Source organism: Paraburkholderia dipogonis, assembly GCF_042680985.1.
In the GTDB taxonomy this organism is placed as follows: Bacteria; Pseudomonadota; Gammaproteobacteria; order Burkholderiales; family Burkholderiaceae; genus Paraburkholderia; species Paraburkholderia phytofirmans.
The window spans coordinates 481,619-505,179 of the sequence record NZ_JBHUFR010000008.1; the positions used below are offsets into that span (position 1 = coordinate 481,619).

At 60.0% G+C, this 23,561-nt stretch carries 19 protein-coding genes, 2 tRNA genes and 1 pseudogene; 8 read left to right on the forward strand and 14 right to left on the reverse strand.

The genetic code is table 11. The annotated features are described in order from the left end of the window. Positions 1–84: 84 nt before the first annotated feature. Positions 85–2,586: a ribonuclease R gene (gene rnr, locus ACFSNN_RS12255; RefSeq protein ID WP_134456305.1), complete on the reverse strand. Its 2,502-nt coding sequence runs from the start codon at positions 2,584–2,586 to the stop codon at positions 85–87. A 351-nt stretch (positions 2,587–2,937) separates the two neighbouring features. Between rnr and ACFSNN_RS12260 the strand changes: the two genes are divergently transcribed. Next, positions 2,938–3,024: transfer RNA gene (locus ACFSNN_RS12260), tRNA-Leu, on the forward strand. A 251-nt stretch (positions 3,025–3,275) separates the two neighbouring features. Further along, a tRNA-Leu gene (locus ACFSNN_RS12265) sits at positions 3,276–3,362 on the forward strand. Between the two features lie 950 nt (positions 3,363–4,312). On the opposite strand, the gene ACFSNN_RS12270 is transcribed toward ACFSNN_RS12265, so the two are convergent. The 8 genes from ACFSNN_RS12270 to ACFSNN_RS12305 all read right to left on the reverse strand — a co-directional run bounded on the left by ACFSNN_RS12270 (position 4,313) and on the right by ACFSNN_RS12305 (position 10,309). Beyond that, a complete protein-coding gene (locus ACFSNN_RS12270; RefSeq protein WP_341868426.1) occupies positions 4,313–5,245 on the reverse strand; it encodes a LysR family transcriptional regulator in 933 nt (310 codons plus the stop codon). 69 nt (positions 5,246–5,314) lie between these two features. Then, a complete protein-coding gene (iolG, locus tag ACFSNN_RS12275) occupies positions 5,315–6,307 on the reverse strand; it encodes an inositol 2-dehydrogenase (RefSeq protein ID WP_134456306.1) in 993 nt (330 codons plus the stop codon). A 117-nt stretch (positions 6,308–6,424) separates the two neighbouring features. Further along, positions 6,425–6,661, reverse strand: a complete 237-nt coding sequence (locus tag ACFSNN_RS12280) for a hypothetical protein (RefSeq protein WP_377779170.1) — start codon at positions 6,659–6,661, stop codon at positions 6,425–6,427. A 93-nt stretch (positions 6,662–6,754) separates the two neighbouring features. Beyond that, the gene (locus ACFSNN_RS12285) at positions 6,755–7,558 is read right to left on the reverse strand and encodes an SDR family NAD(P)-dependent oxidoreductase (RefSeq protein WP_134456308.1); all 804 of its coding nucleotides are present in this window, start codon (positions 7,556–7,558) and stop codon (positions 6,755–6,757) included. A gap of 147 nt (positions 7,559–7,705) precedes the next feature. Next, complete coding sequence (locus tag ACFSNN_RS12290) at positions 7,706–7,990, reverse strand: YciI family protein (protein WP_134456309.1); 285 nt, start codon at positions 7,988–7,990, stop codon at positions 7,706–7,708. Between the two features lie 27 nt (positions 7,991–8,017). After that, a complete protein-coding gene (locus ACFSNN_RS12295) occupies positions 8,018–9,094 on the reverse strand; it encodes a maleylacetate reductase (protein WP_134456310.1) in 1,077 nt (358 codons plus the stop codon). Then, the gene (locus tag ACFSNN_RS12300; RefSeq protein ID WP_134456311.1) at positions 9,081–9,431 is read right to left on the reverse strand and encodes a Dabb family protein; all 351 of its coding nucleotides are present in this window, start codon (positions 9,429–9,431) and stop codon (positions 9,081–9,083) included. Before ACFSNN_RS12300 ends, ACFSNN_RS12295 begins: the two co-directional genes overlap by 14 nt. Next, positions 9,428–10,309: an intradiol ring-cleavage dioxygenase gene (locus tag ACFSNN_RS12305; protein WP_377690342.1), complete on the reverse strand. Its 882-nt coding sequence runs from the start codon at positions 10,307–10,309 to the stop codon at positions 9,428–9,430. The genes ACFSNN_RS12300 and ACFSNN_RS12305 overlap by 4 nt, the downstream gene beginning before the upstream one ends. A 300-nt stretch (positions 10,310–10,609) precedes the next feature. On the opposite strand from ACFSNN_RS12305, the gene ACFSNN_RS12310 reads away from it, so the two are divergent. Next, positions 10,610–11,533, forward strand: a complete 924-nt coding sequence (locus ACFSNN_RS12310) for a LysR family transcriptional regulator (RefSeq protein ID WP_134456312.1) — start codon at positions 10,610–10,612, stop codon at positions 11,531–11,533. Positions 11,534–11,672: 139 nt separating this feature from the next. Here the strand turns inward: ACFSNN_RS12310 and ACFSNN_RS12315 are convergent, their stop codons facing one another. The 5 genes from ACFSNN_RS12315 to ACFSNN_RS12335 form a co-directional block, all read right to left on the reverse strand. Next, positions 11,673–12,653: an ABC transporter permease gene (locus tag ACFSNN_RS12315; protein ID WP_134456313.1), complete on the reverse strand. Its 981-nt coding sequence runs from the start codon at positions 12,651–12,653 to the stop codon at positions 11,673–11,675. A gap of 14 nt (positions 12,654–12,667) precedes the next feature. After that, complete coding sequence (locus ACFSNN_RS12320; RefSeq protein WP_134456314.1) at positions 12,668–13,678, reverse strand: ABC transporter permease; 1,011 nt, start codon at positions 13,676–13,678, stop codon at positions 12,668–12,670. Further along, entirely contained in the window at positions 13,671–15,254 is a 1,584-nt protein-coding gene (locus ACFSNN_RS12325; RefSeq protein ID WP_134456315.1) for a sugar ABC transporter ATP-binding protein, read from the reverse strand. Before ACFSNN_RS12325 ends, ACFSNN_RS12320 begins: the two co-directional genes overlap by 8 nt. Positions 15,255–15,709: 455 nt before the next feature. Continuing rightward, entirely contained in the window at positions 15,710–16,831 is a 1,122-nt protein-coding gene (locus ACFSNN_RS12330; RefSeq protein ID WP_134458880.1) for a Gfo/Idh/MocA family protein, read from the reverse strand. An 89-nt stretch (positions 16,832–16,920) separates the two neighbouring features. Next, positions 16,921–17,886 carry a sugar ABC transporter substrate-binding protein gene (locus ACFSNN_RS12335; protein ID WP_134456316.1) on the reverse strand — a complete coding sequence of 322 codons (966 nt, stop codon included), beginning with the start codon at positions 17,884–17,886 and terminating at the stop codon, positions 16,921–16,923. A 362-nt stretch (positions 17,887–18,248) separates the two neighbouring features. Here ACFSNN_RS12335 and ACFSNN_RS12340 point away from each other — a divergent pair, with 362 nt between their 5' ends. The 5 genes and pseudogenes from ACFSNN_RS12340 to ACFSNN_RS12360 all read left to right on the forward strand — a co-directional run. Then, positions 18,249–19,106 carry a sugar phosphate isomerase/epimerase family protein gene (locus tag ACFSNN_RS12340; protein ID WP_134456317.1) on the forward strand — a complete coding sequence of 286 codons (858 nt, stop codon included), beginning with the start codon at positions 18,249–18,251 and terminating at the stop codon, positions 19,104–19,106. 1,091 nt (positions 19,107–20,197) lie between these two features. Next, complete coding sequence (locus ACFSNN_RS12345) at positions 20,198–22,144, forward strand: ATP-binding protein (RefSeq protein ID WP_166799224.1); 1,947 nt, start codon at positions 20,198–20,200, stop codon at positions 22,142–22,144. After that, a complete protein-coding gene (locus tag ACFSNN_RS12350; protein WP_134456319.1) occupies positions 22,141–22,764 on the forward strand; it encodes a response regulator transcription factor in 624 nt (207 codons plus the stop codon). The genes ACFSNN_RS12345 and ACFSNN_RS12350 overlap by 4 nt, the downstream gene beginning before the upstream one ends. A 127-nt stretch (positions 22,765–22,891) precedes the next feature. Further along, positions 22,892–23,044, forward strand: a complete 153-nt coding sequence (locus ACFSNN_RS12355) for a hypothetical protein (RefSeq protein WP_166799225.1) — start codon at positions 22,892–22,894, stop codon at positions 23,042–23,044. A gap of 209 nt (positions 23,045–23,253) precedes the next feature. Continuing rightward, a pseudogene (locus tag ACFSNN_RS12360) lies at positions 23,254–23,482 on the forward strand (BPSL1445 family SYLF domain-containing lipoprotein); the annotation flags it as partial. Positions 23,483–23,561: the final 79 nt, after the last annotated feature.

Here is a 23,561-nt window from a genome sequence, read left to right on the forward strand (position 1 = left end):
GCTCGACGGCGATGAAACGCAGACCGCGCGCAACCGGCACGTTGCTATGTGCCCGATGCGCGCGGTTTGAGCAGGCAGGCGGCTTCAGCGCTTCTTGCGCGCCTGCGGCTTCGGTGCCGATTTGGTCGCGGCGCCGTGCTTCTTCGCCGCGCCGCGCGCCGCGCGTGCTTCCTTGACCGCCGCGGTTTGCGCGGGCGCAGCCTTCTTGCGGCGCGCGCCCGGCGCCGGCGCGCCACCTTCCGCCGGCGGCAACGCGCGCACGCGTGCGCCACCGTTTTCACCGGACGATTTGTCGGCCGACGGCCCACGCACCAGAGGCGGCTTGATTGGCGTGTCGCGCACGAGCCGGAAGTCAATCTTGCGTGCATCCAGGTCGACGCGGCTCACCTGCACCCGCACCCGATCCGACAGGCGATAACGAATCCCGGTGCGCTCGCCGCGCAACTCATTCTTGATCTCGTCGTACTGGAAGTAGTCCGAGCCGAGTTCGGTGACGTGCACGAGGCCTTCGATAAAGAGCGAATCGAGCTGCACGAAAATGCCGAACGACGTCACGCCGTTGACCATGCCGCCGTACTCTTCGCCGAGCTTGTCGCGCATGAAATAGCACTTCAGCCAGGCTTCGACGTCGCGCGAGGCTTCGTCGGCGCGGCGTTCGTTGGCCGAGCAATGCAGACCGAGCTCTTCCCAGATGGCCACGTTGTTGCCCCGCACGCGACCGCGTTTTTCGTCGTCGGCCTGCTGCATGGCGCGCGCGCGCGGCGAGAGCGCTGTATTCAACTCGACGCCTTGCGGCGGCTCGGGCTGATACTTGCGGCCCTGCAGGATCGCGTAGATCGCGCGGTGCGTGAGCAGATCGGGATAACGGCGGATCGGGCTCGTAAAGTGCGCATACGCCTCGTACGCGAGACCGAAGTGACCGATGTTGTCCGGGCTGTAGACCGCCTGCTGCATGGAGCGCAGCAGCATGGTTTGCAGCATCTGTGCGTCGGGCCGTTCGCGGATCTGCGCCATCAATGCGGCGTAGTCGCTCGCGTGCGGTTTGTCGCCGCCGGCCAGCGTCAAGCCCATGCCGCGCAGGAACGTGCGCAGATTCTCGAGCTTTTCCGCGGTCGGTCCGGCGTGCACGCGGAACAGCCCCGGATGCTTGTTGCGCTTGAGGAAGTCGGCCGCGCACACGTTCGCGGCCAGCATGCATTCCTCGATCAGCTTGTGCGCGTCGTTGCGGGTGCGCGGAATGATCTGTTCGATCTTGCCCTGCGCATTGCAGACGATATACGTCTCGGTCGTGTCGAAGTCGATCGCGCCGCGTTTCTGGCGCGCGGCGAACAGCGACTTGTAGACGCCGTACAGATTTTGCAGTTGCGGCAGTAAGGCGGCGCGGCGCGTGGCCTCCGGACCCTTGGTGTTCTTCAACACCGCGGCGACTTCCGTGTAGGTCAGGCGCGCGGCCGAGTGCATCACGCCGGGATAGAACTGATACGCCTTCACTTCGCCACGCGCGGTGACGATCATGTCGCACACCAGCACGCAACGGTCGACATGTGGGTTCAGCGAGCACAAGCCGTTCGACAGCTTTTCCGGCAGCATGGGGATCACGCGGCGCGGGAAATAGACCGAGGTGCTGCGTTCGATCGCGTCGGCGTCGAGCCCGCTCTTCGGGTGCACGTAGTGCGAGACGTCCGCGATCGCGACGATCAGACGGAAGCCCTCGCCGCGACCGACCTGAACCGGCTCGCAGTACACGGCGTCGTCGAAGTCGCGGGCGTCTTCACCGTCGATCGTGACGAGCGGCACGTCGCGCAGATCGATGCGATGACGCGCGTCGACCGGGCGCACTTCGTCGGGCAGGCGCGAGGCTTCGTCGAGCGCGGCTTGGCCGAACTCGTGCGGCACGCCGTACTTGCGCACCGCGATTTCGATTTCCATGCCGGGGTCGTCGATATCGCCGAGCACTTCCACCACGCGGCCGAGCGGCTGCGAATGACGGCTCGGGAAATCGGTCAGCTCGACCACCACCACCTGGCCGACCTTGGCCTTCTTGGTGTTCTGCTGGATCAGAATGTCGTGGCCGATGCGCTTGTCTTCGGGCGCCACGATCAGCGCGCCGTTCTCGTTGAGCAAACGGCCAATCACGCGCTTGTTGGCGCGGTCCGTGACCTCGACGATATGCCCTTCCGGACGGCCGCGCCGGTCATAGCCGACGATGCGCGCGAGCACGCGGTCGTTGTGCATGACCTTCTGCATTTCCGCGGTGGGCAGGAACAGATCGTCCTGGCCGTCGTCGCGAATCAGAAAGCCATAGCCGTCGCGATGGCCTTGCACACGGCCCGCGACGAAGTTCGACGGATGAGTCAGCTGATACAGATTGCGCTGATCGAGCCGGATCTGGCCGTCGCGCTCCATCGCGCCGAGGCGCTTGAAAAATCCTTCGCGCTCCTGGCGCTTGATCGACAGGGCTTCGGCGATGTCGTTCGCTGCAAGCGGAGCTTCACTCGTGCGCAGGACGCCGAGGATTTCCTCGCGGCTTGGAATCGGATACGGAAATTTGCTCAAGGGCTTGTCGATGATTTTTTCTCGTTGCATGGACGTCGGTCGCGATGTGGCTCGGCGATGTGGCTCGGCTTAGGAAGCGATTGCAGTGCGCTCTGGTTGCGCTTTGGCTGCGCTCGAATTGCACCTGCAAATGCACAGAAAAAAACTGCTCGGGTCCAGCTCGTTCAAGGCTGAGTCCGACGGGCGTGTGCACCGTGCCAACGAACTACTGCGAGGCATTCTAACACCCGTATTGCGCCCCAAGCGGCCCTGTCAATAGATGCCGGACGGTTGTCCAGAGGCGCGCGCAGGCTCGTCGCCGCGATGTTTAAGTGAGTTTTGAGAAAGCCTTGACAGGCTCCAATCTGTCGCTATAATGGCGTTCTTTGCTGTTCATCACCTGCCCAGGTGGCGAAATTGGTAGACGCACTAGGTTCAGGTCCTAGCGGTGGCAACACTGTGGAGGTTCGAGTCCTCTCTTGGGCACCAGATTCAAAAGTAAAGCCGCTTACGAGCGGCTTTACTTTTTGTGTGAAGCCGAATGATCCGAATCTGTTTATCAGCGCGGATTATTGGGTGGATTGGGGTGGATTGAGTAGTTGGCGGGACGGTTGTCGAGTGGTGAAGTATCCCTTCATCGCACGCGGTATCCGGACGGTTGATTGAAGCGGAGTTAGTTTGCAGGTGGGGATTGACACGCTAAATCATCACGCTAAAATAGCGGTCTAGCTTGAAAACGTGCCCAGGTGGCGGAATTGGTAGACGCACTAGGTTCAGGTCCTAGCGGTGGCAACACCGTGGAGGTTCGAGTCCTCTCCTGGGCACCATCAGTTGTTCCGGCGTAAGCCGAAGAAGTTCGAGAAACCCCGTAAGATCAACGTCTTACGGGGTTTTTTGTTTCCGTGGGCAGCGGTCAAAATACCAGTGGCATCGGCGATGTTTGCGCATACACGGAATCGAGGCGCCGAGCGATGTCCAAACGCGCCAAACCGAAGTCCGAAGTCGTATTTCGCGTTGCCAAACCGCGCGAGCACACGAGAAAGGCCACATCCCGCCGATCACGAAACCCACGGATATCGTCCCGCTGGTGCAAGCCATCAATAACTATAAGTCGCCGATCACCACAGCCGCACTGAAACTGACGATGCTCACGGGCCTACGCCCCGGAGTGATCGCAGCGGCACCGTGACCTGAAAGCGGGCGAATGGCATGTTCTGGCCGTGCGAATGAAGACGCGCCACGACCATATCGCGCCCTTACCTGACATCGACGAATCCTCCCGCACGGCGCTCCGCTTCGGCCAATGGCCCGTTCGCTTCGTCGAGCGTAGGCATGGTGCTCGAACACACCGAGGTCTAACTACCTCGCATTTGCGCCGGACAAAAGCGCACAGCGGCAGTTCACGGCGGACTCTCCGCTCGATAGTTGCCCAGGAACTGAAGAGCACTTGCCGGAATGGCCGGTCTGCTGGCCGAGGAGATTGCCAACGGCCTCGCTGACGACGCCTACGTACTGACAGATGACCTGGCCTGCAGGATAGAAGCTTAAGAAGCATCCGGTTCCGAGCTTGCGATGATGGACATCACGGACACCGACAATTTCCAACTGAGCGTCGAAGCCGTCGATGAGGCAGCCCGCTTCTGCTCGCGTTATGGGGCGATGTAAAACAGGAATCAGAGCGTGGATTGAACTCGCTGAGGGCGAGCCAGCATTCTAGTAAGCAAGCAGCTCGCCGTGCCGTGAACTGGCGGAGCTACGCTGCAATCGGTCGACGATGTCAGTCGAGCGCACCCTGTGCCGCAACCTGCACCAGGGTGTCAACAACATGACGCACCTTAGGCCTCAAGTGGGCAACCTTCGGCCAAACCGCGCTGACGTCAATGTACTCAGTCGAAATGTCATCGAGAACCGCAGTCAGTTCGCCAGATTCGATATGCTGTCTGACGAGGGACATCGGCATCTGGCAAAGTCCAAGACCCGCGAGCGAGGCCTGGACAATCGAGTCGCCATCGCTTATCTGGTGTGTCGGCGGGGGTGAAACGCGAGTGAGCTCACCATCGATTTGAAATCGCCAGGGCAACGGTTGACCGCGCCGGTGTCCGACAATGCACGAGTGCTGCTCAAGGTCCTCAAGCCGGCGAGGCGTGCCCCGCCGTGACAGGTATTCAGGCGAGGCCGCAAGCACCATCCGCTGGCGAGTCAGACGGCGCGCAACCAGGTTGCTCGAGTCCTGAATCTCCCCGAACCGGATGACCAGATCTACCCCTTCCTCCATCGGGTCAATCAGGTAGTCCGAGAACGTCATCGTGAACTGCAGGTCGAGGTGCGCCTGGGCGATTTCAAGGAGGATGGGAACCAGTATCCGGCGGCCAAAGGCAGCGGGCATGTCGATGCGCAGTCGGCCCGCTGGGCGCTGAAGCCGAGGGCCGAGAGCGGTCTCCGCGGTGGAGATTTCGTCCAGAGCCGACGAGCAGGCGGCGAAGTATGCTTCGCCGTCCGCCGTGAGGGAAATGCTTCGTGTGGTGCGATGGAATAGCTGCGCACCCAGGCGTTCCTCTAACTTCGCGATTGCCTTGCCAACGGCAGATTTTGTCAGTCCGAGCTGCTCAGCCGCGTCGGTGAAGCTCCGTGACTTCGCAGCAGTAACAAAAATCAAAATCCCGCTGAACGAATCAACTTGCGCCACGCGCTGCCCCATTGAAGAATCCAAGTCTCCTTTTACGGTAGGATTAGCCGCATTGTCAACGCGAGGTCGCCTTGGCGGCGGAGCACGGCGTCGTCAGATTTTCACAGCCTTGCCCGAGTTGGCGGCTTCGATTGCGCAATTCGCGATTCGCAGCGCGTGAATGCCATCTCGCGGCGTCGCGGGCATGGCAGCGCCGGTCTCGAGGGCGGTCAGGAAACGGTCCAGTTCCACCTTGTACGAATCCGCGTGCCGCTCAAGGAAGAAGTTGAGCAACGGGTCACGTGCTTCAGTCTGTTCGCTCGTCCAGCGGCGCAAGCTGGACGGCCGATGGTTCTCGTTCAGAACCATTCCCTTCGAGCCAAACACTTCGACGCGCTGGTCGAATCCATATACCGCCTGGCGGGAACCGTTGATGTGGCATTGTTTCCCCGACGCCGTGCGCAGCAGGACCATCACGCTGTCGAAATCCGGGAGCTCCTCGAGGCCTGGGTCTACGAGACGACTGCCCATGGCCATCACCTCTACCGGCTCCTCGCCGAGCAACCAGCGAGCCGTATCGAAATCATGGATGGTCATGTCGCGGAATATCCCTCCCGAGTGCCGCAGATATTCGAGCGGGGCGAGACCCGGGTCCCGACTGGTGATAACAACTTGCCTGACATCGCCGACCTCGCCATCTTCGATAGCCTGCTTGAGCCGCATTGCATCTGGGTCGAATCGACGATTGAACGCAAGCATCACGCGCCCGTTGAGACGCTCGATTTCCTCGACTGCGGCGAGTGCACGGTCGATGTCCAAATCTATGGGCTTCTCGCAGAGCACCGGTTTGCCCAAACGCACCGCCTGAAGCGTGAGGTCGACGTGCGTGTCGGTCGGCGTGCCGACGATGATGGCGTCGACATCGTCCCTGTCGACTGCCGACTTGCAGTCAAGGCTCGAGTCGCAACCAAGCTCGCGTGCAAGTGCCTCGACCGCTTCCTTATTCGGGTCGGCAACAGCGACCAGTTTGACCCCGCGGTCAGCGGCTACGTTAGCCGCGTGGATTCTTCCGATGCGTCCAGCACCCAAGACAGCAATACGCAACATCTTTGTCTCCTATGAATCATTGCCCACCACAGGCCGATGGTTTATTCCTGATGTATGAGCCGGCTCAACTCGCGTCGGCCACATCCGTTCTCGACGCGAGCGATGCGCCGTTCCTGGTCAGCGCGACGCTGATTCGGCAGACGTCTCGTCGGCGAGTTGTCTGCTCAACCGCAGGATGTCGCCAAGACCAAACTCCTGAACGTCCGGAGCCCGGTCGCCGCGCGCCTTCGCCACATCCGTTGCAATACGTAGCGCGTTCGAGCGCTCGCGCATCAGCAATTCGAGCGCTTCCACCAGGAAGGCGCGGTCCTTCTCCGTCACCTTCGTCTCTAACCTTCGGTCGTGAGCAGACATACGCTGGTCCCCATAATGATGCGGCCGCGACCGGCACCTCTAGCCGGTGTAACTGCTCGAACCATCGTTCGAACAGAACGCGGCCGGCGATATTCAGATAAGGCTGCGAATACTGCCGCCGTCTACGCCCCAGACAGCCGAGGTCACGAACGACGCGAGGTCGGAAGCCATGAAAACAATTACGTTGGCGACTTCATGGGGCTGTCCGAGGCGGTTGAGCGGCAAGTGACGCAACGACAGTTCGTGCTCAACAGCGTCCCTCGGCGCCATCCCGTGAAATTTGCCCATTGTGTCCGCAAAGCCACCTTCCTTCGTCCAGAAAGGGGTCCAGACCGGTCCAGGAGCAACCGCATTCACGCGAATCTTTGGCGCCTCGGCGCGTGCAAGCCCTTTGGTCAGCGCGAGAACTGCGGCCTTCGAGGCCGAGTAGTCGATTGGCACCGGCTCCGGCTGCCGAGCCAGGTCCGACGCGTTGTTGATGATGACGGCCTTCTCACGGTTGCGCAGCACGGGCAGGAGGTAGCGACAAGTCCGCACGTAACTCATGAAGTTGAGATTCATCGTGAAATCCCAATCCTCATCTGAGAGTTCGTCGAACGTGCGGACTTTGCCGGCGCCCACGTTGTTCACGAGAACGTCGACCTGCCCGTTGTGTGATTTCAAGGCTGCTTCGACACCGCCTTTGACGCCTTCGGCCGTCGAAAGGTCGGCCTGCGCAACGGTCACGTTTGCTCCGAGCGCCCGCAACTCGGACTCGGCTTCACTCAGCGCGTTTCCGTCGATGTCTATGAGGCATAGCTTTGCACCTTCGCGCGCAAAGCCCAAGGCCGTAGCCCGTCCAATTCCTTGCGCCGCACCCGTGATGAGCACAATCTTTCCGTCGAGTCCTGTCTGCATGATGTCTCCGCTTTAATAGCCTGTATCCGTGCGTGCTCCCTGCAAAGCGAAACGCCGGGCTATCCGCTTCGCGCCTCCATGAAGACGCACGTTTCCCGCTCCCGTCGAACCGCGAGGAGCACGGTGGACCGCGTTGAAGCGGCGCCCTTAGCGGTTGTCGACCCGCTTGATAAATGGCCTGATGTCGACTGCCGCCCAGATTCCAGCCTTGTTAAATGGGTCGGCGTCGACGAACTTCTGGATTTCTTCGATGCCTTCGGCTTCGTAGAGGAAGAAGCTGCCAATCATGGTTTGGCCATCCGACATCGTTAGCGGGCCGGAGATAAGCGTCTTCACGGGCGCCGTTTGCAAATACAACTTGTGCGCGTCGTAGTTTTCAAGGCGACGTTCGACCATGTTCGGATGGTCCAGGCAATAGACGGTGAAATGCATTGTTCTCTCCTCACTTCGGTTCTGGTGTCAGGCCGACGCCGCATGTGGTGCCACGCCATCGAAGGCATTCTGCAAAAGCTCGAGAAGAGCATCGTGCTCAATCGAACGTGGGTTCCAATACGGATTCGAGCTGGCGATGTCCGCGGCTTTCAATACATCCTCAGCCGCCATGCCGATGTCTTTGAGCGCCAGCGGAGCACCGCAGCGTTTTGCGAGCTCGTAGACACCGGCGGCGGCGTCATTCGAGCCAAGCGCGCGGGCGATACGTTTCATTGCATCCGGCGCTGCCTGCCGGTTGTACGCGAGCGCGTGCGCGAGGACGATGGTGTGCGTTTGCGCGTGAGGAAGATTGAAGCTGCCGCCGAGCGTGTGACACAACTTGTGATGCAGCGCCATGCCGACACTACCCAACACCGTTGCGCAGAGCCACGCGCCGTACTGAGCATCGGCTCGAGCGTCCACGTCTTGAGAGTCGGCGACGATTGCCGGCAACGCGCGCGCCAGAGCCGCAATCCCTTCTTCTGCCATCAGACTGGTCACGGGATTGGCGTCGCGCGAGTACAGCGCTTCTGCCGCGTGCGCGATTGCGTTGATTCCGCTCGTGACCGACAACGCGACCGGGAGCGACATGGTCAAGTCGGCGTCGTAAATCACGGTCTTCGGAAGAACCCGGAGATCTGTTCCTGTCTTCTTCAATCCAGCATCGGTGATGCCGTAGATAGGGGTCATCTCGCTGCCGGCGTATGTCGTCGGCACGGCGAGAATGGGAAGGTCGGATTCCAGGGCGATTGCCTTGCCCAAGCCAATCGTCGAGCCTCCGCCAACAGCAATTGCACAGTCGGCCTTCAGTTCCCGGGCCAGCGCGCGAGCTTCATTCGCCAACTCGAGCGGCACGTGCATGACCGCGCGGTCGAATATATCCGCCACTCGCGCACCAAGGCGAGCGGCCACGGCTTCACCCGTATCCCTCTGCTCCGGGCTGCACAGGATGAGAGCCCGCTCCGACTTAAGCTCAAGCACTTCTCGCTCGAGGTGCCGCAGGCTGCCAGGGCCGAACACGACCCGGCCGGCCCGCGCCTGATAGACAAACTCACGCTTTTGCATGAAAGAACTCCACTTTGCGCCCGGGGCCGACACCAGCGTCTGCCTGATAATCAACCTGGAAACGCGCCGTGCGCAGGTCGCCTAGCTCGTTTCGCACGCGCAGGTGCTCAGGATGCGACGCGTACGCGTTCAACGCGTCCTGCGAATCGAACTCGGTCACGAGAACCGCGTCGCATGCGTAATCGACCCGACTATGGTCGAGACCGACTTCGAGATAGCTCATTCCAGGAATTTGACCGCGCAATCCCTCGAAGCTCGTCTTGACACGATTCGCGCCGGCCAGGCGCTCGGCCGGCGTGTCGCCACGAACCCGCCACATCACGATATGCCGAATCATGCGCGCACCTCGGAGGGGTTGAGCACGAAGTCATATTCGAGCGAGTACCAGGGGACCGGAATTTGCTGACCGTCCGGGGCAACGCCAGGTTCATGTCGCTTCCATTCGGCGATAAGCGACGAGCGCACTCCGAATACAACGTCTGAGTCGAGATACTGGTCGCCGTCGCGGAACACGTGCGTAATAAGCGTCTCGTAACCGGGTGCCTGAAGCATGAAATGCAGATGCGCGGGACGCCAAGGGTGGCGACCGACCGCCGACAGCATTCGCCCCACCGGCCCATCATGGGGAATGGGATACGCCTCAGCCAGAATCGAGCGGAAGTTGAAAAATCCCTCTGCGTTCGTTCTCAATCTGCCTCGTGCGCTAAAGACTGCATTGCCGGCTTCACCCTGGTTCTGCACGTCATAGAAGCCATCCTCGTCCGATTGCCAAACATCGAGCAACGCGTTCCCGATGGCTTCGCCACCAGCGCCGCGCACCTGGCCGCCTACATAGCAGGGCGCGCCCTTGGCTCCGTTCGAGATGTCGTCGCCGTTGCTGTAGGCCGGCGCGCCCTCGACGAAAAATGGCCCGAATACCGTTGCTTCAGTGCAGTTCGCAGGTTTGCGATTGTTCTGGGACATGACCAGCATCGAGAGTCCGAGCGTATCGGACAGCAGGATGAACTCCTGTCTCCTGTCGTCAGTGATATGACCGACCTCCGTCAGAAACTTGATGGCCTTGAACCACTCGTCCTCGGTGAGATGAACGTCGCGGGCAAAGGCATGGAGATGTTGAACCAGGCTCGTCATCACGGTCCTCAGTCTCGCGTTCTCGCAGTCCGAGAATGAGGCAATGACGGCTTGTGTGATGGTGTCTTCGTTGATGTTGCGCATCGTGCATGTCTCCGTTGTGCGCTCAGGCGTCCAGGAATGAAAGGTAATGCGTCGCTCGCGTAAATAAAATGCCTCGCAGTGAAATGACATTTCCGCTCGCAGGAAAAATAGGCGTTAAGGCGCGGTGCCTGAGTAATCAGAAGGCGGCAACCGTCGGTGTACCCGCTGCATTGTAGAAATTGACTCTACAAACCGGATACTTGTGGTCGGTTTATCAAGCGCTCCCTCTACGGCATATTTGCCGCAATGAGTTGGAACAATCGCACCTGATTCTTCCAGCAGGACTCGGAGAGGGAGACGATGGACCGCTGGACGCAATTGCAGCTATTCGTGCTGACTGCCGATCTGGGCAGCCTGTCGAAAGCAGCTGAACAGCTCGACATGTCGAATGCGGCGGCAAGTCGAACGCTCAGCGCTCTCGAAGAGCGCCTCGGCGCGAGGCTGATAGAACGGACTACGCGGCGCATGTGGCTCACTGACGCTGGCCGCGAATACCATCGCCGGTGTACGGCCGTGATTTCCGAATTGGCCGAAGCCGATTCGATAGCGTCCGAGGAGGCAGTCAGCCCCAGAGGTGTGCTCCGGGTAACTGGCTCCGTGTCGTTCGCAATGATGCATATCGCGCCCGCGCTGCCGGAGTTCGTGCGGCGGTATCCAAATCTGTCCGTGCAAATTGTCGCGGCGAATCAATACCAGAATTTCATCGAGGCCGGCATAGACATCGCCATACGCACCAAGGAGCATGAGGGCGATTCGGGAATCACCATCCGGCGTCTCGCGGAGACACGACGTGTGATGGCGGCCTCGCCTGCGTATATCGCCGCTCATGGGCGGCCGCAAAATCCCGAAGATCTCGCGCAGCACAACATGCTCGTCTATAACCTCGCCGTTGACCCTTATCTGCTCCATCTGCGTCGAGGGAAGGACGAACGCAACATCGCCATCGAGAGCGCGCTGGACTCGAACGAAGGTCAGGTCATCGTCGCCGCTGGGCGGGCAGGCCTGGGAATTGTCGTTCAGCCTCTGTACATCATCCACGATGACATCGTCTCCGGGCGGCTCATTCCGGTACTTGAAGAGTGGCAGTTGCCGCGACTGACTATCAACCTGGCCTACCAAAGTCGACGGTATCAGCCTGCGAAAATCCGTGTCTTCACCGAGTTCCTGATTGAGCGAGTAAAGAGCCTCAACCTCGAGGAGCGCTGGATGACCTTCGCGACATAACGCCCCCTCGCTGCTGACGATGCCCCTGCCTGCGCGATAGCCATCGACGCGCCGCGCGTCACATCGGACCCGTCGACGAAATGAGGAAAGACCGGCGGCCTCTCATGGAGCATATCGGTCCTCGCCATCGTCACAAAATTCAGACTGCAGCAGATGCTTTTTTTCGGGCCAGGCGCGCGAGGGGCGAAGACAAGACCGCGCCCAGGCGCCCATCGAGCAGGACCACGATGAGGAGCAGCAGCCCGTTCACGAGGAGAATCTGCGTGGACGTTGCGTTGAGCAAGCCCAATCCATTGTTCAACACGGTAAGAATCAGGACGCCCATCGCGACACCGAGCGGAGAGCCGATACCCCCGCCGAGCGCGACACCACCAACGATAGCCGCTGACGCCGCCTGAAGCAGGATGTTACTGCCCATGGTCGCTGAAGCCGTCGCGAGGCTGAGCGAGAGCAAGCCGCCGCCGAGCGCCGACAGACTGCCGGAGATGACGAATCCTACGGTCAGCGCTTTTCCGACCCGCGCTCCGCTCTGAATCGCCGCCTTCCGATGGCCACCCGATGCGTATATGTCGCGGCCAAGCGTGGTGAAGCGCAGGAACAGCGACACCACGACGAAGCACCCAATTGTGATGAGGCTTCGCGGCGAGAAGATACCGGCAACGTTGTGGTCCAGGAAATCACTGACATCCAGGTTGCCGTAGCTCAGCACGCGACCGCCTGCCAGCCAATAGCCAACGCCGGTAAGGAACATCATGGAGCCCACCGTCGTCACCAGTGAGGACACGCCGAGCCAGGGAAGCAATGCCGCGTTTGCGACTCCCACCACCACGCCGAATATAACGGCGTACAGGAGGCCGAGCGACGCGCTATCTCCCCCGAACTTGACGGTGATGAGGCCTGCGACCGTCGAGATGGCCGCCACGCTCAGGTCGAACTCGCCGGCTATCATCGTCACCGAAAGGCCCAGTGCGATGATTCCAAGGAATGCGAACGCCTGAAAAATCGCGTACAGGTTTGCCTGCGAGAAGTAATGATTGACGGTGAGACCGAAGATTACTGGCATGCCGGCAAGGAGGGCGAGCCGAATTGCCAGATTAAGAAGTCGTTGAGATTGGTCCATTTCCGAGTCTCCAGTTATTTCCGTCCCGGACCGAGCCGGGCGAGCAGCGCTCCGAACACCACCGCCGCGAGAACCACGATGCCCTTTGCCACCAGCTGGTACTCGTAGCTCACGCCGCTGACCAGGAGGATGTTGCTGATGACCGCCAGAAAGATTGCACCAGTGACCGCGTCCGAGATTTGACCGCGGCCACCTCGAATTGAAATGCCTCCGACGAGCACCGCTGCAATCGCATTGAAGTCGAGGTCGATGCCGTAAGTCAGATTTCCCTGAGCTGAAGATGAGGCAATCAGAGAGCCAGCGAGGGCCGCTGCAGCGCCGGCGAATGCATAGCACACGAGGGTTGCCAGAATCGTCCGAAGTCCGGCAATGCGAGCTACTTCCGCTCGCATACCGAGAAGGCGGATTTCACGGCCAATGCGCGACTTCTGGAGAATGAAGCGTGCAATTGCAGCGAAAATTGCCAACACCAGAATTTGAGTCGGCAACCAGCCGGACAGTCTGCCCTGACCGAGCCATGTGGCGTCGCCTTGACCGATGACTGTCAGACCACCGGTGTAGATGACGCCCGCCCCAATGATGATTGACGAGGTGGCAATCGTCGTGATGATGGGGTTCGCTTTCCCCAGAGCGATAATTCCACCCTGAACGGCACCCATCAGCAGGCCGCTCACTACAACGAGCAACAGCGTCGCGCCGAGCCCCAGATGAATAAGCGCTGCGAACATGACGGTGGAAACCGCCGCCGTAGCGCCCATCGACAGCATGAACAGGTTGCCGCTAAGGGTGACCAGAGCCATGCCGATAGCGCCAATGCCCACTGCAGCCACCGAGTACATCAACGACTGGACGTTGCCGAATTCCGTGAAATGAGGAACGATCGCTGCGGCGACCACGATGAGAGCAAGGGTCGCGATTCGAATCGACGCGGCATGGATGCTCGTCGTTCCAAAAAGTGCGGACGCCCACCGTCGCAACGCAGTGGGCGACACTTGTGCAGTGGGCTCCAGTGCGGTTTTATGCATTTCCCACCTCCGCAGGTTTGTTTCGGAAAGAGACATGGTTGTGCGATGCGTCGCTGCCGCCCGCCACAATGTCGTGAAGCAGCGTGTCGCCGTCGATTTCAAATCGAGGCTTATGACGGACCGTCCGGCCACGGAAGACTGTGAGAACCGTATCCGCGAGTTCCAGAATTTCCTCGAGGTCTGTCGAGTAGAAGACAATCGCCAAACCGTCATCCGCCATCTTGCGCAGCGTCGAATAGATTTCCGCGCGCGCTCCAATGTCAACACCCCGAGTGGGTTCGTTCAACAGCAGCAGCCGCGGCGCAAGTGCGACAGCTTTGGCTAGCGACACTTTCTGCTGGTTGCCGCCGCTAAGCGTCGACACTTCGTGAGGCAGACGCTGTGGGTCGATGGCGAACATCGACGCGAGACGGCGCGCCTCTTCCTGCTCGCCTGCCCGACGCATGATTCCGGCTCTGCTGAACTTCGCCATCACGGACGCCGTGATGTTGATGGCAATCGGTGCGTCGAGAAACACGCCTTTATCCGCACGGTCCTCGGCGACGTAGGCGATTCCCGCCTTCAGCGAACTGCGAATGCTGTCCAGTCTGATGGGCTGCCCATCGACCTTCACCGAGCTGGAGATGTCGCCGCGAAGCCCGGCGAGAGCCTCCACAAGGACCTCTGCTCCCGAGCCTAGCTGGCCGACCACCGCGAGAATCTCGCCTGGCGCGACATCAACCGACAGGCCTTTGACCTTGTCCGCGACTGTCAGATTGGCCACCGCAAGACGAGGCGCGACATCCGCGCGGCTCTCGGGCGGCGTAACCTTGCTGTGTACAAGTTCGCGCCCAATCATCGCCTTCACCACCTCGGCAGTCGTCATGTCGGAGGTGCGCTGTGTCAGAACGTGCTGGCCGTTGCGGAAGACCGTTATCCGGTCCGTAAGCGCGAAGACTTCATCGAGTCGATGGCTCACGAAAATCATTGCGGTGCCCTGGTCACGCAGCCTGCGGGCGACGTCGAACACTCGAACAATCTCCGCGTCTGACAGGGTGGCAGTCGGTTCGTCGAGAAGGAGAACCTTCGCCTGCCGCGACATGCCACGAGCGATCTCCACGAGCTGGCATTCAGCAAGGCTCAGTCGCGACGCCGGTGCGTCCAGCTTGATATGGGAAAGCCCGACCGAGTCGAGATGTTCGCGTACAGAGTCGCGATACTGACTGCGACGGTAGATGTTGTTCTGGTCTGCACCACCAAGAAGGATGTTGTCGAGCACCGACAGTGTCGGGACGATTGCGAGCTCCTGATGAACGATGGAGATTAGCCGGGGGTCGGTGCGGCTCCCCAGTTTCAGGTTGTGGCCGTCGACGGTGATTTCTCCCTCATCAGGCTGCACAAGGCCACCAAGAATCTTGATGAACGTGCTTTTCCCAGCGCCGTTCTCACCACACAGCGCATGAATCTCGCCGGGCGCCAGTTCCAGACTGACGCCGGTGAGCGCCTTCACGCCGCCATAGTGTTTCGTGAGATTGCGAGCGCAGAGCAGACTCTGGGCAGATGCCGACTCGGAGCCGGGCTTCGCTTCTTGCAGCATTGTCTTCCTCCAAACACGGCGACTCTTCGGCCTACCGCTATCATTGACTGATGTCTGTGGCCCATGCCCATCCGGCGCAAAAACTGTCGGAGATGGTGGACGGCATACATCTCGAATAACGATGCTCCGTGTCGAAGAAGCGTGGCTTGCAGACCAGGGCAGATGGGCCGGGTTGCAACGGCTTCAGCGACACGGCTGACGGGGTCTTGGGGAGAGGAAATCGCAGGAATCGCTGCGAGTGCAGGAATGCATGTTGTCTCCACAGAAACTCGCGTCAGCGGCTTCGTTATTGTTGAGACACAGGTTATTGGTTCGCCAGGAAAAGAAAAATGCGCTGCGGTGAAATGATATTTCCGGTGGACGGAAATATCGACGCTCGCCCGTGCCCATAGAAACCGCGCGGCGCCCGGACCTGGTATCCGATATACCGCGCGTGCTTTGGGCGTGTGGCCTGATTAAAGTGCGATTCGCTGCCCAACCGATGACGAGCGAATCGCCGCGTCGACGACGCGCTGGATTTCACAGGCCTCGCGGAAGTCCGGGTAAGCGGGCTTTCCCTTCTCGATTGCTCCGATGAACTCAGCCATCTCGATAGTCTTCAGGTCATTGAAGCCGAGTTGATGGCCGCCCGCCACCGTGAAGTTCTCGTAGGGAGGATGGGCGGGGCCCGCCTCGACACGTGTGAACCCCGAGGTGCGCGGGTCGCCCCCCGCCTTGTAATACTGAAGCTCATTGAAGCGCTCTTGCGAGAAGCACAGTGCACCCCTGGTTCCGTAGACCTCGAACTCGAGTTGCATCTTCCGACCGGTCGCAGCCCAGTTTGCCTCTATCGAGCCAGAGCATCCGCGCTCGAACGTGACCATCAATCGGGCGATATCATCGACTTTGACTTCGCGTCGCTCCGACGCCCCAGGCGCTACCGGGCGAGTCTTGTTGACCGTCTCGAGTTGTGCGGTCACATGCGTGAGCGCCCCGAGCAGGAATCGCGACATGCCGACGATGTGATTGCCGATTTCGGCGAGTGCGCCGGCGCCGTTCTGAGGGTCAACACGCCAGCCATACGGAATTTCCGGGTCGGCCATATAGTCTTCCGCGTGGACGCCGCGAAAGCTCGTGATTTCCCCTAGCTCTCCCGAGACAATCATTTCCCTCGCCAGCTTGAGAACGGGGTTCTTGATGTAGTTATAGCCAACCTGCGTGATGACCTTCGCGGCCTCAGCCGCTTTCATCATTTCGAACGCATCGGCGGCCGACGGCGCAATCGGTTTTTCGCAATGCACATGCTTCCCGGCGGCAATCGCAGCCAGGGCCATCTCCCGATGCAGACTGCATGGCGTCGTGATTGAGATGACTTGAATGTCGGGGTCATCCAGCAATGTTCGCCAGTCGGCCGTCCCACGGTCGAAGCCGAAGTGCTCAGCGGCTTGACGAGCGCCTGCCTCGCTCACGTCGGCAACTGCCACCAGTCTCGGCCTCAGCGAATCCGGAAACGCATTGGGCACGGCTCGGTACGCCAGCGCGTGCGCTTTTCCCATGAAGCCAGTCCCAATTACGGCGACGCCAATCTCTCGTCTCATTCGATGTCTCCCTTCTAAAAGCAATAGCGACCCCGAAGGGTCGCGAAAACGTTCCGCCGGCTGCGCGGCGGGCAACCCGTCTGCGAGCTTTACTTCTTCTGGGAATAGCAGACGTTGAGCGTGGCCTTGGTCGCGGCAGGATTCGGCAGATACTGGATTGCTTGCGGCGTCTTCCCGGTTGCCAGGTCTTTCGCCGCGCGCGCGGCGTAGGCACCATCGTCAAACGGCGACTGCTCGACCGTGGCATATGCCTTGCTGGCGGAGATGGCCTCGACCGCACCGGAGTCGCAGCCGTGGCCGACGATGACGAGCTTCGACGGGTCAAGACCCAGTCGCTGCGCAGCCGTCACGACCCCGCGGAGTTGCGAGTCGTTCTCCGTGTAGACGCCTTTGACGTCCTTGAATTGAGTGAAGAGAGCCGATGCCGCCGCTTCTGCTTTCACGGCGTCCCAGTCAGCCGGCTGCGAACCGACGACTTCGATTCCAGGTGCGTTCTTCTTGAGGCCGTCAACGAAGCCCTGGTAGCGCTGGACCTGGGGAGGCGTGCCCATCGGCCCATTGATGACGATGACCTTGCCCTTGTCTGCGTATCCCTTTTCCTTGAAGCCCTGAATCATGGCCTTCGCCGCGACTTCGCCATTGCTGGTGTCGTTCGGGCCCGTGAAGACCTTCCAGTACCGGGAATACTTCTGGTCGGGCATCGAGTTCGAGATGACCAGCGGAATCCTGGCCTGGTCGATCTTGCGAATCGACGGAACCATCGCGCTCGAGTCCACCGGGACCAGGACGATGACATCGGGCTTCTGGGCGAGTGTTTGCTCGACCTGCGTGGCTTGCTCGTTCGGGTCGTAGTTGGTCACCTTGACATCCAGCTTCAGCCCTTGAGCCGCAGCTTCCTTCTCGAAGCCCTTCACATACAGCGCCCAGTATTCAACGCTCTGGGTCGGCATGAGCAGCGCGACGCGGGGCTGGCCAGCCGCGTGGGCGCCGGTGTCAAGGACGCTTGTGATGGCCGCAAGGGCGAAGCAGGAAGCGATGGATTTGCGAAAGTTCATGTTTGTGTCTCCATAAGGCCCGAGGGATGCGTAGGCCGGGTTTTGATGTTTTGGTGGAGGCACAGTAAGGCTTGGTATGTGAAAGAAAAATGCCCTTGAACGAAAAGTTATTTCCACTACCAGGAAAAATGAAGACGACCTCGAGGCGATTGCCACGGGACGTTTGAACAATGTGGCGATACGGCGACCGTGGCGCATCTGGCACGCACGCTTGCCACCAAAGCAGCAGATTGTCCACTTTTAGTCTACGGAAAGACGAGTTTGTGGCTGTTTATCCGCTGCGACTTCTACGTGATAGTGACGGCATCGCTTCCGCACGACAGCCGGCGTGCCGTCGTGGTCACTTTCAAGAGGTCTCTCAAATGTCCCAATCCAAAGTCGAACTCGTCGCCGCATACTTCACGCTGTCGGGCGATGTCTTCCCGTTCGGGCCTACCGAAATCAGTCCCTTCAGCTTCAAGGACCGCGTCGAAGCCGCAGCGAAAGCGGGCTGGGACGGCATCGGTCTGATTCATTCGGACATCTACGCTACTGCCGACAAGATTGGCTTCCCGGAGATGCGCCGCATCCTCGAAGCCAACGGTATGAAGCACGTTGAGTTCGAGTTCCTCGTCGACTGGTATCAAACGGGCGAGCGCCGCCGCACCTCCGATAGCCAGCGTTACTACTACCTGAAAGCCGCCGAGGAACTTCGTGCGCGTATCGTGAAGGTCGGCCCCGGCATCGGTGAGGACACCGCGAATGTCCCGCTCATGGTCGAAGAATTCGGCAAGCTGGCAGAAGACGCCGAGAAGCGCGGTACGCAGGTCATGCTTGAGATCATGCCGTTCAGCAATGTGCGCACAATTGAAACCGGTAAGGCCATCGTCGAAGGCGCAAACAGGAAAAACGCGGGCCTGCTGCTCGACATTTGGCATTTGAGTCGTGGCAACGTCGACTTCGCCGAAATCGCGACGATTGAGCCGGAATTTATCAAGGGCATAGAACTCGACGACGCGGACCGCTACGCAATCGAGCCGCTGTGGATGGATACCTGCCACAAGCGCCGTCTGCCGGGCGAAGGCGTGCTCGATGTGAAGGGCTTCATCAAGGCAGTGCAGGCTACCGGATTCGAAGGTCCGTGGGGCGTCGAAATCCTGTCCGAAGTTGAACGCAAGCTCCCGCTCGAAGAAATGGCCACTCGCGCGTACAACGCGACGATTCGTCAGTTCGAGAACTAAGTCGCATTGAAAGCACTGAAGTGCAGAACGGCCGCAGCAACGCTTGCCGCAGCCGTTCGTGCATCTGGATTGGACCTGACCGCCGTAAGTCGGCGTCGCTCCCGAAGATGGAGCGCGTGGCTGACCGGCCTTCGCCCCGGCGTGGTTGCAGCGGTGCCGACATCGTGTCATTGCCGACGCAGCCGATCGCCGTGCTGAACGAATTGAAACCGCTTACCGGCAACGGGCACTCTGTCTTTCCGTCCCCTACCCGCCAGAAGACGCCTCAATTTACATCGGGATGCATTGAGCAAAGCACTGCGAGAGATGGGCTTTCAACAGAAATACGCGACGCATGGTTTCAGAGGCATGCTTCGCACGGTCAGGCGAAAACGACTCGGTATGGATATCGATGTACTGGAAGCACAACTGGCACACGCCAAACGTTGCGATGTACAAAAGGCCTGCGTGAGCGCGATACCGTCGTCGATGCCGTCAGGCTCGTTCGAACGTGCTCCTTGGTGCCGTTGCAACCGCAACGCTGCATCAAAATCGATATCGCTGTCCCACCGGCCACGCGCTGCGCAGTGATCGGCGCAAAGCCCGGAGTCCGCGCTCGCGCGTCAAGAAGGCCGACACGATCATCTACCGCAATTCAGCTCGACTGCGAGAGCTGTTCGATCAAAGATCGCTGCCGTCCGAATACACCATTCCGCAAGGTAGCCCGCAGCATCCATGAAGCTACGCATGATGAAACGAGATGTATTGCCCAGACGCCTGAATAGCAGGAGCGACGTAAATCGGATCGCTATCGCAGAAATATTGATGCAATACACGCTACGTCAGCAAATCGGTCCCTTTTCTGGGTCGAGGGTCCGCTTAATTACGCGATTTGCGAATAAAATCGCTTCCGTCGAATTTTTTTAATTTAGCAGACGTTCTTTTCTGCGCATTGCGAAATAACGACATTGTCGCAACCCCAATTATTTATTAGTCTTTAGGGGACATTTTTCTTACAAACGACTATTCGGATTGTCGATTCCTCGGCATAGTGACGACGACGCCAATCTTCGCCGACTCACATGATAGAGGAATGCGCTCCGAGGATCTCCGTGGCCGCTCGCGCGCCGCGCGCTTTCGCACGTGGTCGCGTGCTGGGCTGGTTACTGGCCATGACGTTTGGCGTCTCCACATGCGCTTATGCCGGACATACCTGGCGCGTCGTCATTCTGCCCGGTGCCGACCCCACCCAGCCAGCCGTTCAGGAACAGATTCGCGCAATTCGCGGCGCCATTGCCTCTGCCGCGCCAGACGGCGTCGAGTTTTATACGGATTCGCTAGATGACCTGCGATTCGACGCTCCCGAGTTGATGCCCAGCTTTCTCGCGCTCCTGAAACAAAAGTATCAACACAAGCAGATCGACGTCGTAATTGGATTAACCGACTTTGCATTGAAATTCACTGAACGCTATCACGCCGAAATCTGGCCGGGTGCGCCCGTAATAATTTCCAGTGCCGCCGACTCCCGGCAAAAAGACATTCCGCCCGAATTCGCTTATGTGCCGATCAGTTTCGATATCGATGGCACGCTGGCGATAGCGGAGACATTACAGCCGGGTGCGCGACAGCTCGTGATCGTGTCGGGCGCGGCAAAGCTCGACCGACAGCTTGCACAACGCGCAACCGTCGCAGCGCGCGCGCGCAAAACCCACGATTGGACTATCGCGGTCTGGAGCGGGCTGTCCGTGGCCGAACTGCAACACCGCCTCGCCACGCTCGACTCCAACACTGCGGTGCTTTATACGACGATGTATCGCGACAACAATGGCCGAACCTACTTTCCCTATGAGGCCGTCGCTCCGATGGCAAAGTCATCCCATGCGCCGATCTACGGCTGGTACCCGACCTACTTCGGTCATGGAATGGCAGCGGGGTCGGTAATCAGTTTCGAAACCAACGGGCAGCTCGCTGGTGCTCTCGCGGCGTCGATTCTGCTCGGCAAGACGCCAGCACAAGGCACCACCGTTGCCGCGAGCACGTCGCGCTGCATCGCGGACGCGGGAGTGCTCGAAAAGCTCAGGCTACCGGTAGCCGCGTTGCCCGAGAATTGTGAATTGATCAATGTGCCGCCTTCGCTCTGGCGCGAGTACCGTGCAATCGTGCTCAGCGCCGTCAGCGTCGTCCTGCTGCAGGCGCTCACCATCGCTGCGCTGCTGTGGCAACGCCGATACCGCCGGATCGCCGAAGATGAAGCCACGCTGCGACTGGATGAACTATCTCGCGCAGCGCGATTCGCTTCGGCGGGCGAGTTGAGCGCATCGATCGCGCACGAAGTCGGGCAACCGCTAGGCGCGATTCTCAGTAATGCCGACGCGGCAGGAATGATGCTCGATAGCGGCCCTGAGACCGGCGAGCTTCACTCTATCCTTGCTGACATTCGCCGCGACGCATTGCGCGCGAATCAGGTCGTGCAACGACTGCGAACACTCCTTCAGAAGCACACGACCACGCTAGACCCGCTCGATTTCGATGCAGCATTACAGGAAGGGCTTGCACTGCTTGGCCCCGAATGCCGTCAGCGACAGATCGTCGTCGAGACGGCAATGTCGACGGACAACGCCTGGGTGTTCGGCGATCGCGTGCAGTTGCAACAGGTATTGATCAACCTCGCCATCAATGCTCTAGACGCAATGGAGAATACGTTATCTCCGGAACGGATATTGAGCGTCTCTACGCGAGTTTCGGGACAGGGCTACGAACTCGCGGTGGCCGACCGGGGACACGGCATTCCACTCGATGCCGAACAGCTTCTGTTCGATTCGCTGTACACGACCAAACCGCATGGCATGGGGCTCGGGCTGTCCATCGTGCGCACGATTGTCGCGACTCACGGAGGCCGAGTTTCGGCTGCCGTCCGGGAGGGCGGCGGAAGCGTCTTCACAGTCTGGCTTCCAGCCATGCCTGAAGCCGCAATGTCGACTATCCGGCCGGAATCCGCCAAAGCCAGCGAGAACGTTGTACTGGGACCTCAGCCTGAAACGCAAGGAGGACAACCGTGAGCGAGCATGCCGATGCCGTCATCCATGTCGTCGACGACGATCCTGCTATACGCACCGCGTTGACGCGGCTTCTGACACGCGCCGGCTTCACCGTAAAAGCTTACCCTGCTGCCGGAGATTTTCTCGTGGCAGCACCCGACGCATCGCCGGCATGCCTGTTGCTAGATCTTGAAATGCCCGGTCCAGGCGGTCTTGATTTGCAACGCGCGCTGCGTAGGCTGGGTAATGAGGTGCCCATTGTCTTTATCAGCGCGCATCAGGATATTCCGAAAACGGTGATGGCCATCAAAGCAGGTGCAAGCGATTTTCTGCTAAAACCGATCGACTCGCAGGCGCTCCTCGCCTCTATCGAAACTGCTCTCGCGGCTGCGACACCCACATCGTCTCCGGCCCTGGCAAGCGACCAGCCTCCCGCGACTGCTTTGAGTTCGCGCGAGCAGGTCGTACTGCGCGGCATTGTCGCCGGCAGGTTGAACAAGCAGATCGCGGCTGAACTCGCAGTGAGCGAGCGAACCGTCAAAACCTGTCGGGCAGATCTGATGCACAAGCTGAATGCTCACTCGCTAGCTGAACTGGTGATACGGGCTGAACCGCTCGTGCGGACACAAGCGCCGGTCTGACTTGCGGTTGCCGCTACAGGCAATCTGCTGCCCCTGCCATGGTGGCGTCAAACGGGTGGCGCACCATCATGGAAGCAAGGCACGCCGGGAAGGCTGTGAATCCTGAAAAGAAAGAGAGAGAGCCAACATGCCGAGGAAAGCAATCGAAGAAGCCGCGCTGGTGCGCGGCCGGTTGACTTACATGCTGGAACTGGCGAGAGGCAGATCGCACATCGCCAGCATGCGCGGAGCCGGAACACGAGATCGCGCCATTGCGGAAGTACTTGTTGCCGAAGGCTAGCGCTCGGCCAGAACCCGCCGGCTTTGGTCCTCGCGGCTTAGACCACATATATCGGCAAACGCCGCGCGCAGTGACGCGCAAGTCAGGCGATCTGGCGAACTTGCCCCCCCGCCCGCGCCTTGCCCATCGGGGCAAGTTGATTGCCCCAAACACCTATAGCGCCGAAGGCCCCCATCGACAAGAATCCAGCGTGGGGAGTATGCGAAGCGAGCCGTGGCGTAACTCGGTTTCGACGTCCAGCGTCAACGATCCCGCAGGAGGCAGCTATGGTCGGCGGACAATACGGTGGAGGGTCGCTGCGTGTTGCGAACAGCACTGTCGGCTACTGCAACACGGTTTCTGCCTCGTTCGGCTTGCAGGCTGGCGCTCAGTTCAAGGCCATTATTTTTTCTTCTCATGACCCCGGACGCGTTGGACAGCTTCCGGAATTCAGACGGCGGAGTGTGCATCACTTGAGTTCAAGGCAGGTGGGTTCAGGCAATACAGATAGCCCGCACCGTATCAGCCACTTTCAGGA

Bases quoted from the DNA above. Each gene is read 5' to 3' on its own strand.
- ACFSNN_RS12340 (WP_134456317.1), top strand. From the start codon at position 18,249: ATGTCCCAATCCAAAGTCGAACTCGTCGCCGCATACTTCACGCTGTCG.
- ACFSNN_RS12325 (WP_134456315.1), bottom strand. From the start codon at position 15,254: ATGCTGCAAGAAGCGAAGCCCGGCTCCGAGTCGGCATCTGCCCAGAGT.
- ACFSNN_RS12335 (WP_134456316.1), bottom strand. From the start codon at position 17,886: ATGAACTTTCGCAAATCCATCGCTTCCTGCTTCGCCCTTGCGGCCATC.
- ACFSNN_RS12320 (WP_134456314.1), bottom strand. From the start codon at position 13,678: ATGCATAAAACCGCACTGGAGCCCACTGCACAAGTGTCGCCCACTGCG.
- ACFSNN_RS12310 (WP_134456312.1), top strand. From the start codon at position 10,610: ATGGACCGCTGGACGCAATTGCAGCTATTCGTGCTGACTGCCGATCTG.
- ACFSNN_RS12315 (WP_134456313.1), bottom strand. From the start codon at position 12,653: ATGGACCAATCTCAACGACTTCTTAATCTGGCAATTCGGCTCGCCCTC.
- ACFSNN_RS12330 (WP_134458880.1), bottom strand. From the start codon at position 16,831: ATGAGACGAGAGATTGGCGTCGCCGTAATTGGGACTGGCTTCATGGGA.
- ACFSNN_RS12295 (WP_134456310.1), bottom strand. From the start codon at position 9,094: ATGCAAAAGCGTGAGTTTGTCTATCAGGCGCGGGCCGGCCGGGTCGTG.
- iolG (WP_134456306.1), bottom strand. From the start codon at position 6,307: ATGTTGCGTATTGCTGTCTTGGGTGCTGGACGCATCGGAAGAATCCAC.
- ACFSNN_RS12355 (WP_166799225.1), top strand. From the start codon at position 22,892: ATGCCGAGGAAAGCAATCGAAGAAGCCGCGCTGGTGCGCGGCCGGTTG.
- ACFSNN_RS12300 (WP_134456311.1), bottom strand. From the start codon at position 9,431: ATGATTCGGCATATCGTGATGTGGCGGGTTCGTGGCGACACGCCGGCC.
- ACFSNN_RS12285 (WP_134456308.1), bottom strand. From the start codon at position 7,558: ATGCAGACAGGACTCGACGGAAAGATTGTGCTCATCACGGGTGCGGCG.
- rnr (WP_134456305.1), bottom strand. From the start codon at position 2,586: ATGCAACGAGAAAAAATCATCGACAAGCCCTTGAGCAAATTTCCGTAT.
- ACFSNN_RS12290 (WP_134456309.1), bottom strand. From the start codon at position 7,990: ATGCATTTCACCGTCTATTGCCTGGACCATCCGAACATGGTCGAACGT.
- ACFSNN_RS12305 (WP_377690342.1), bottom strand. From the start codon at position 10,309: ATGCGCAACATCAACGAAGACACCATCACACAAGCCGTCATTGCCTCA.
- ACFSNN_RS12280 (WP_377779170.1), bottom strand. From the start codon at position 6,661: ATGTCTGCTCACGACCGAAGGTTAGAGACGAAGGTGACGGAGAAGGAC.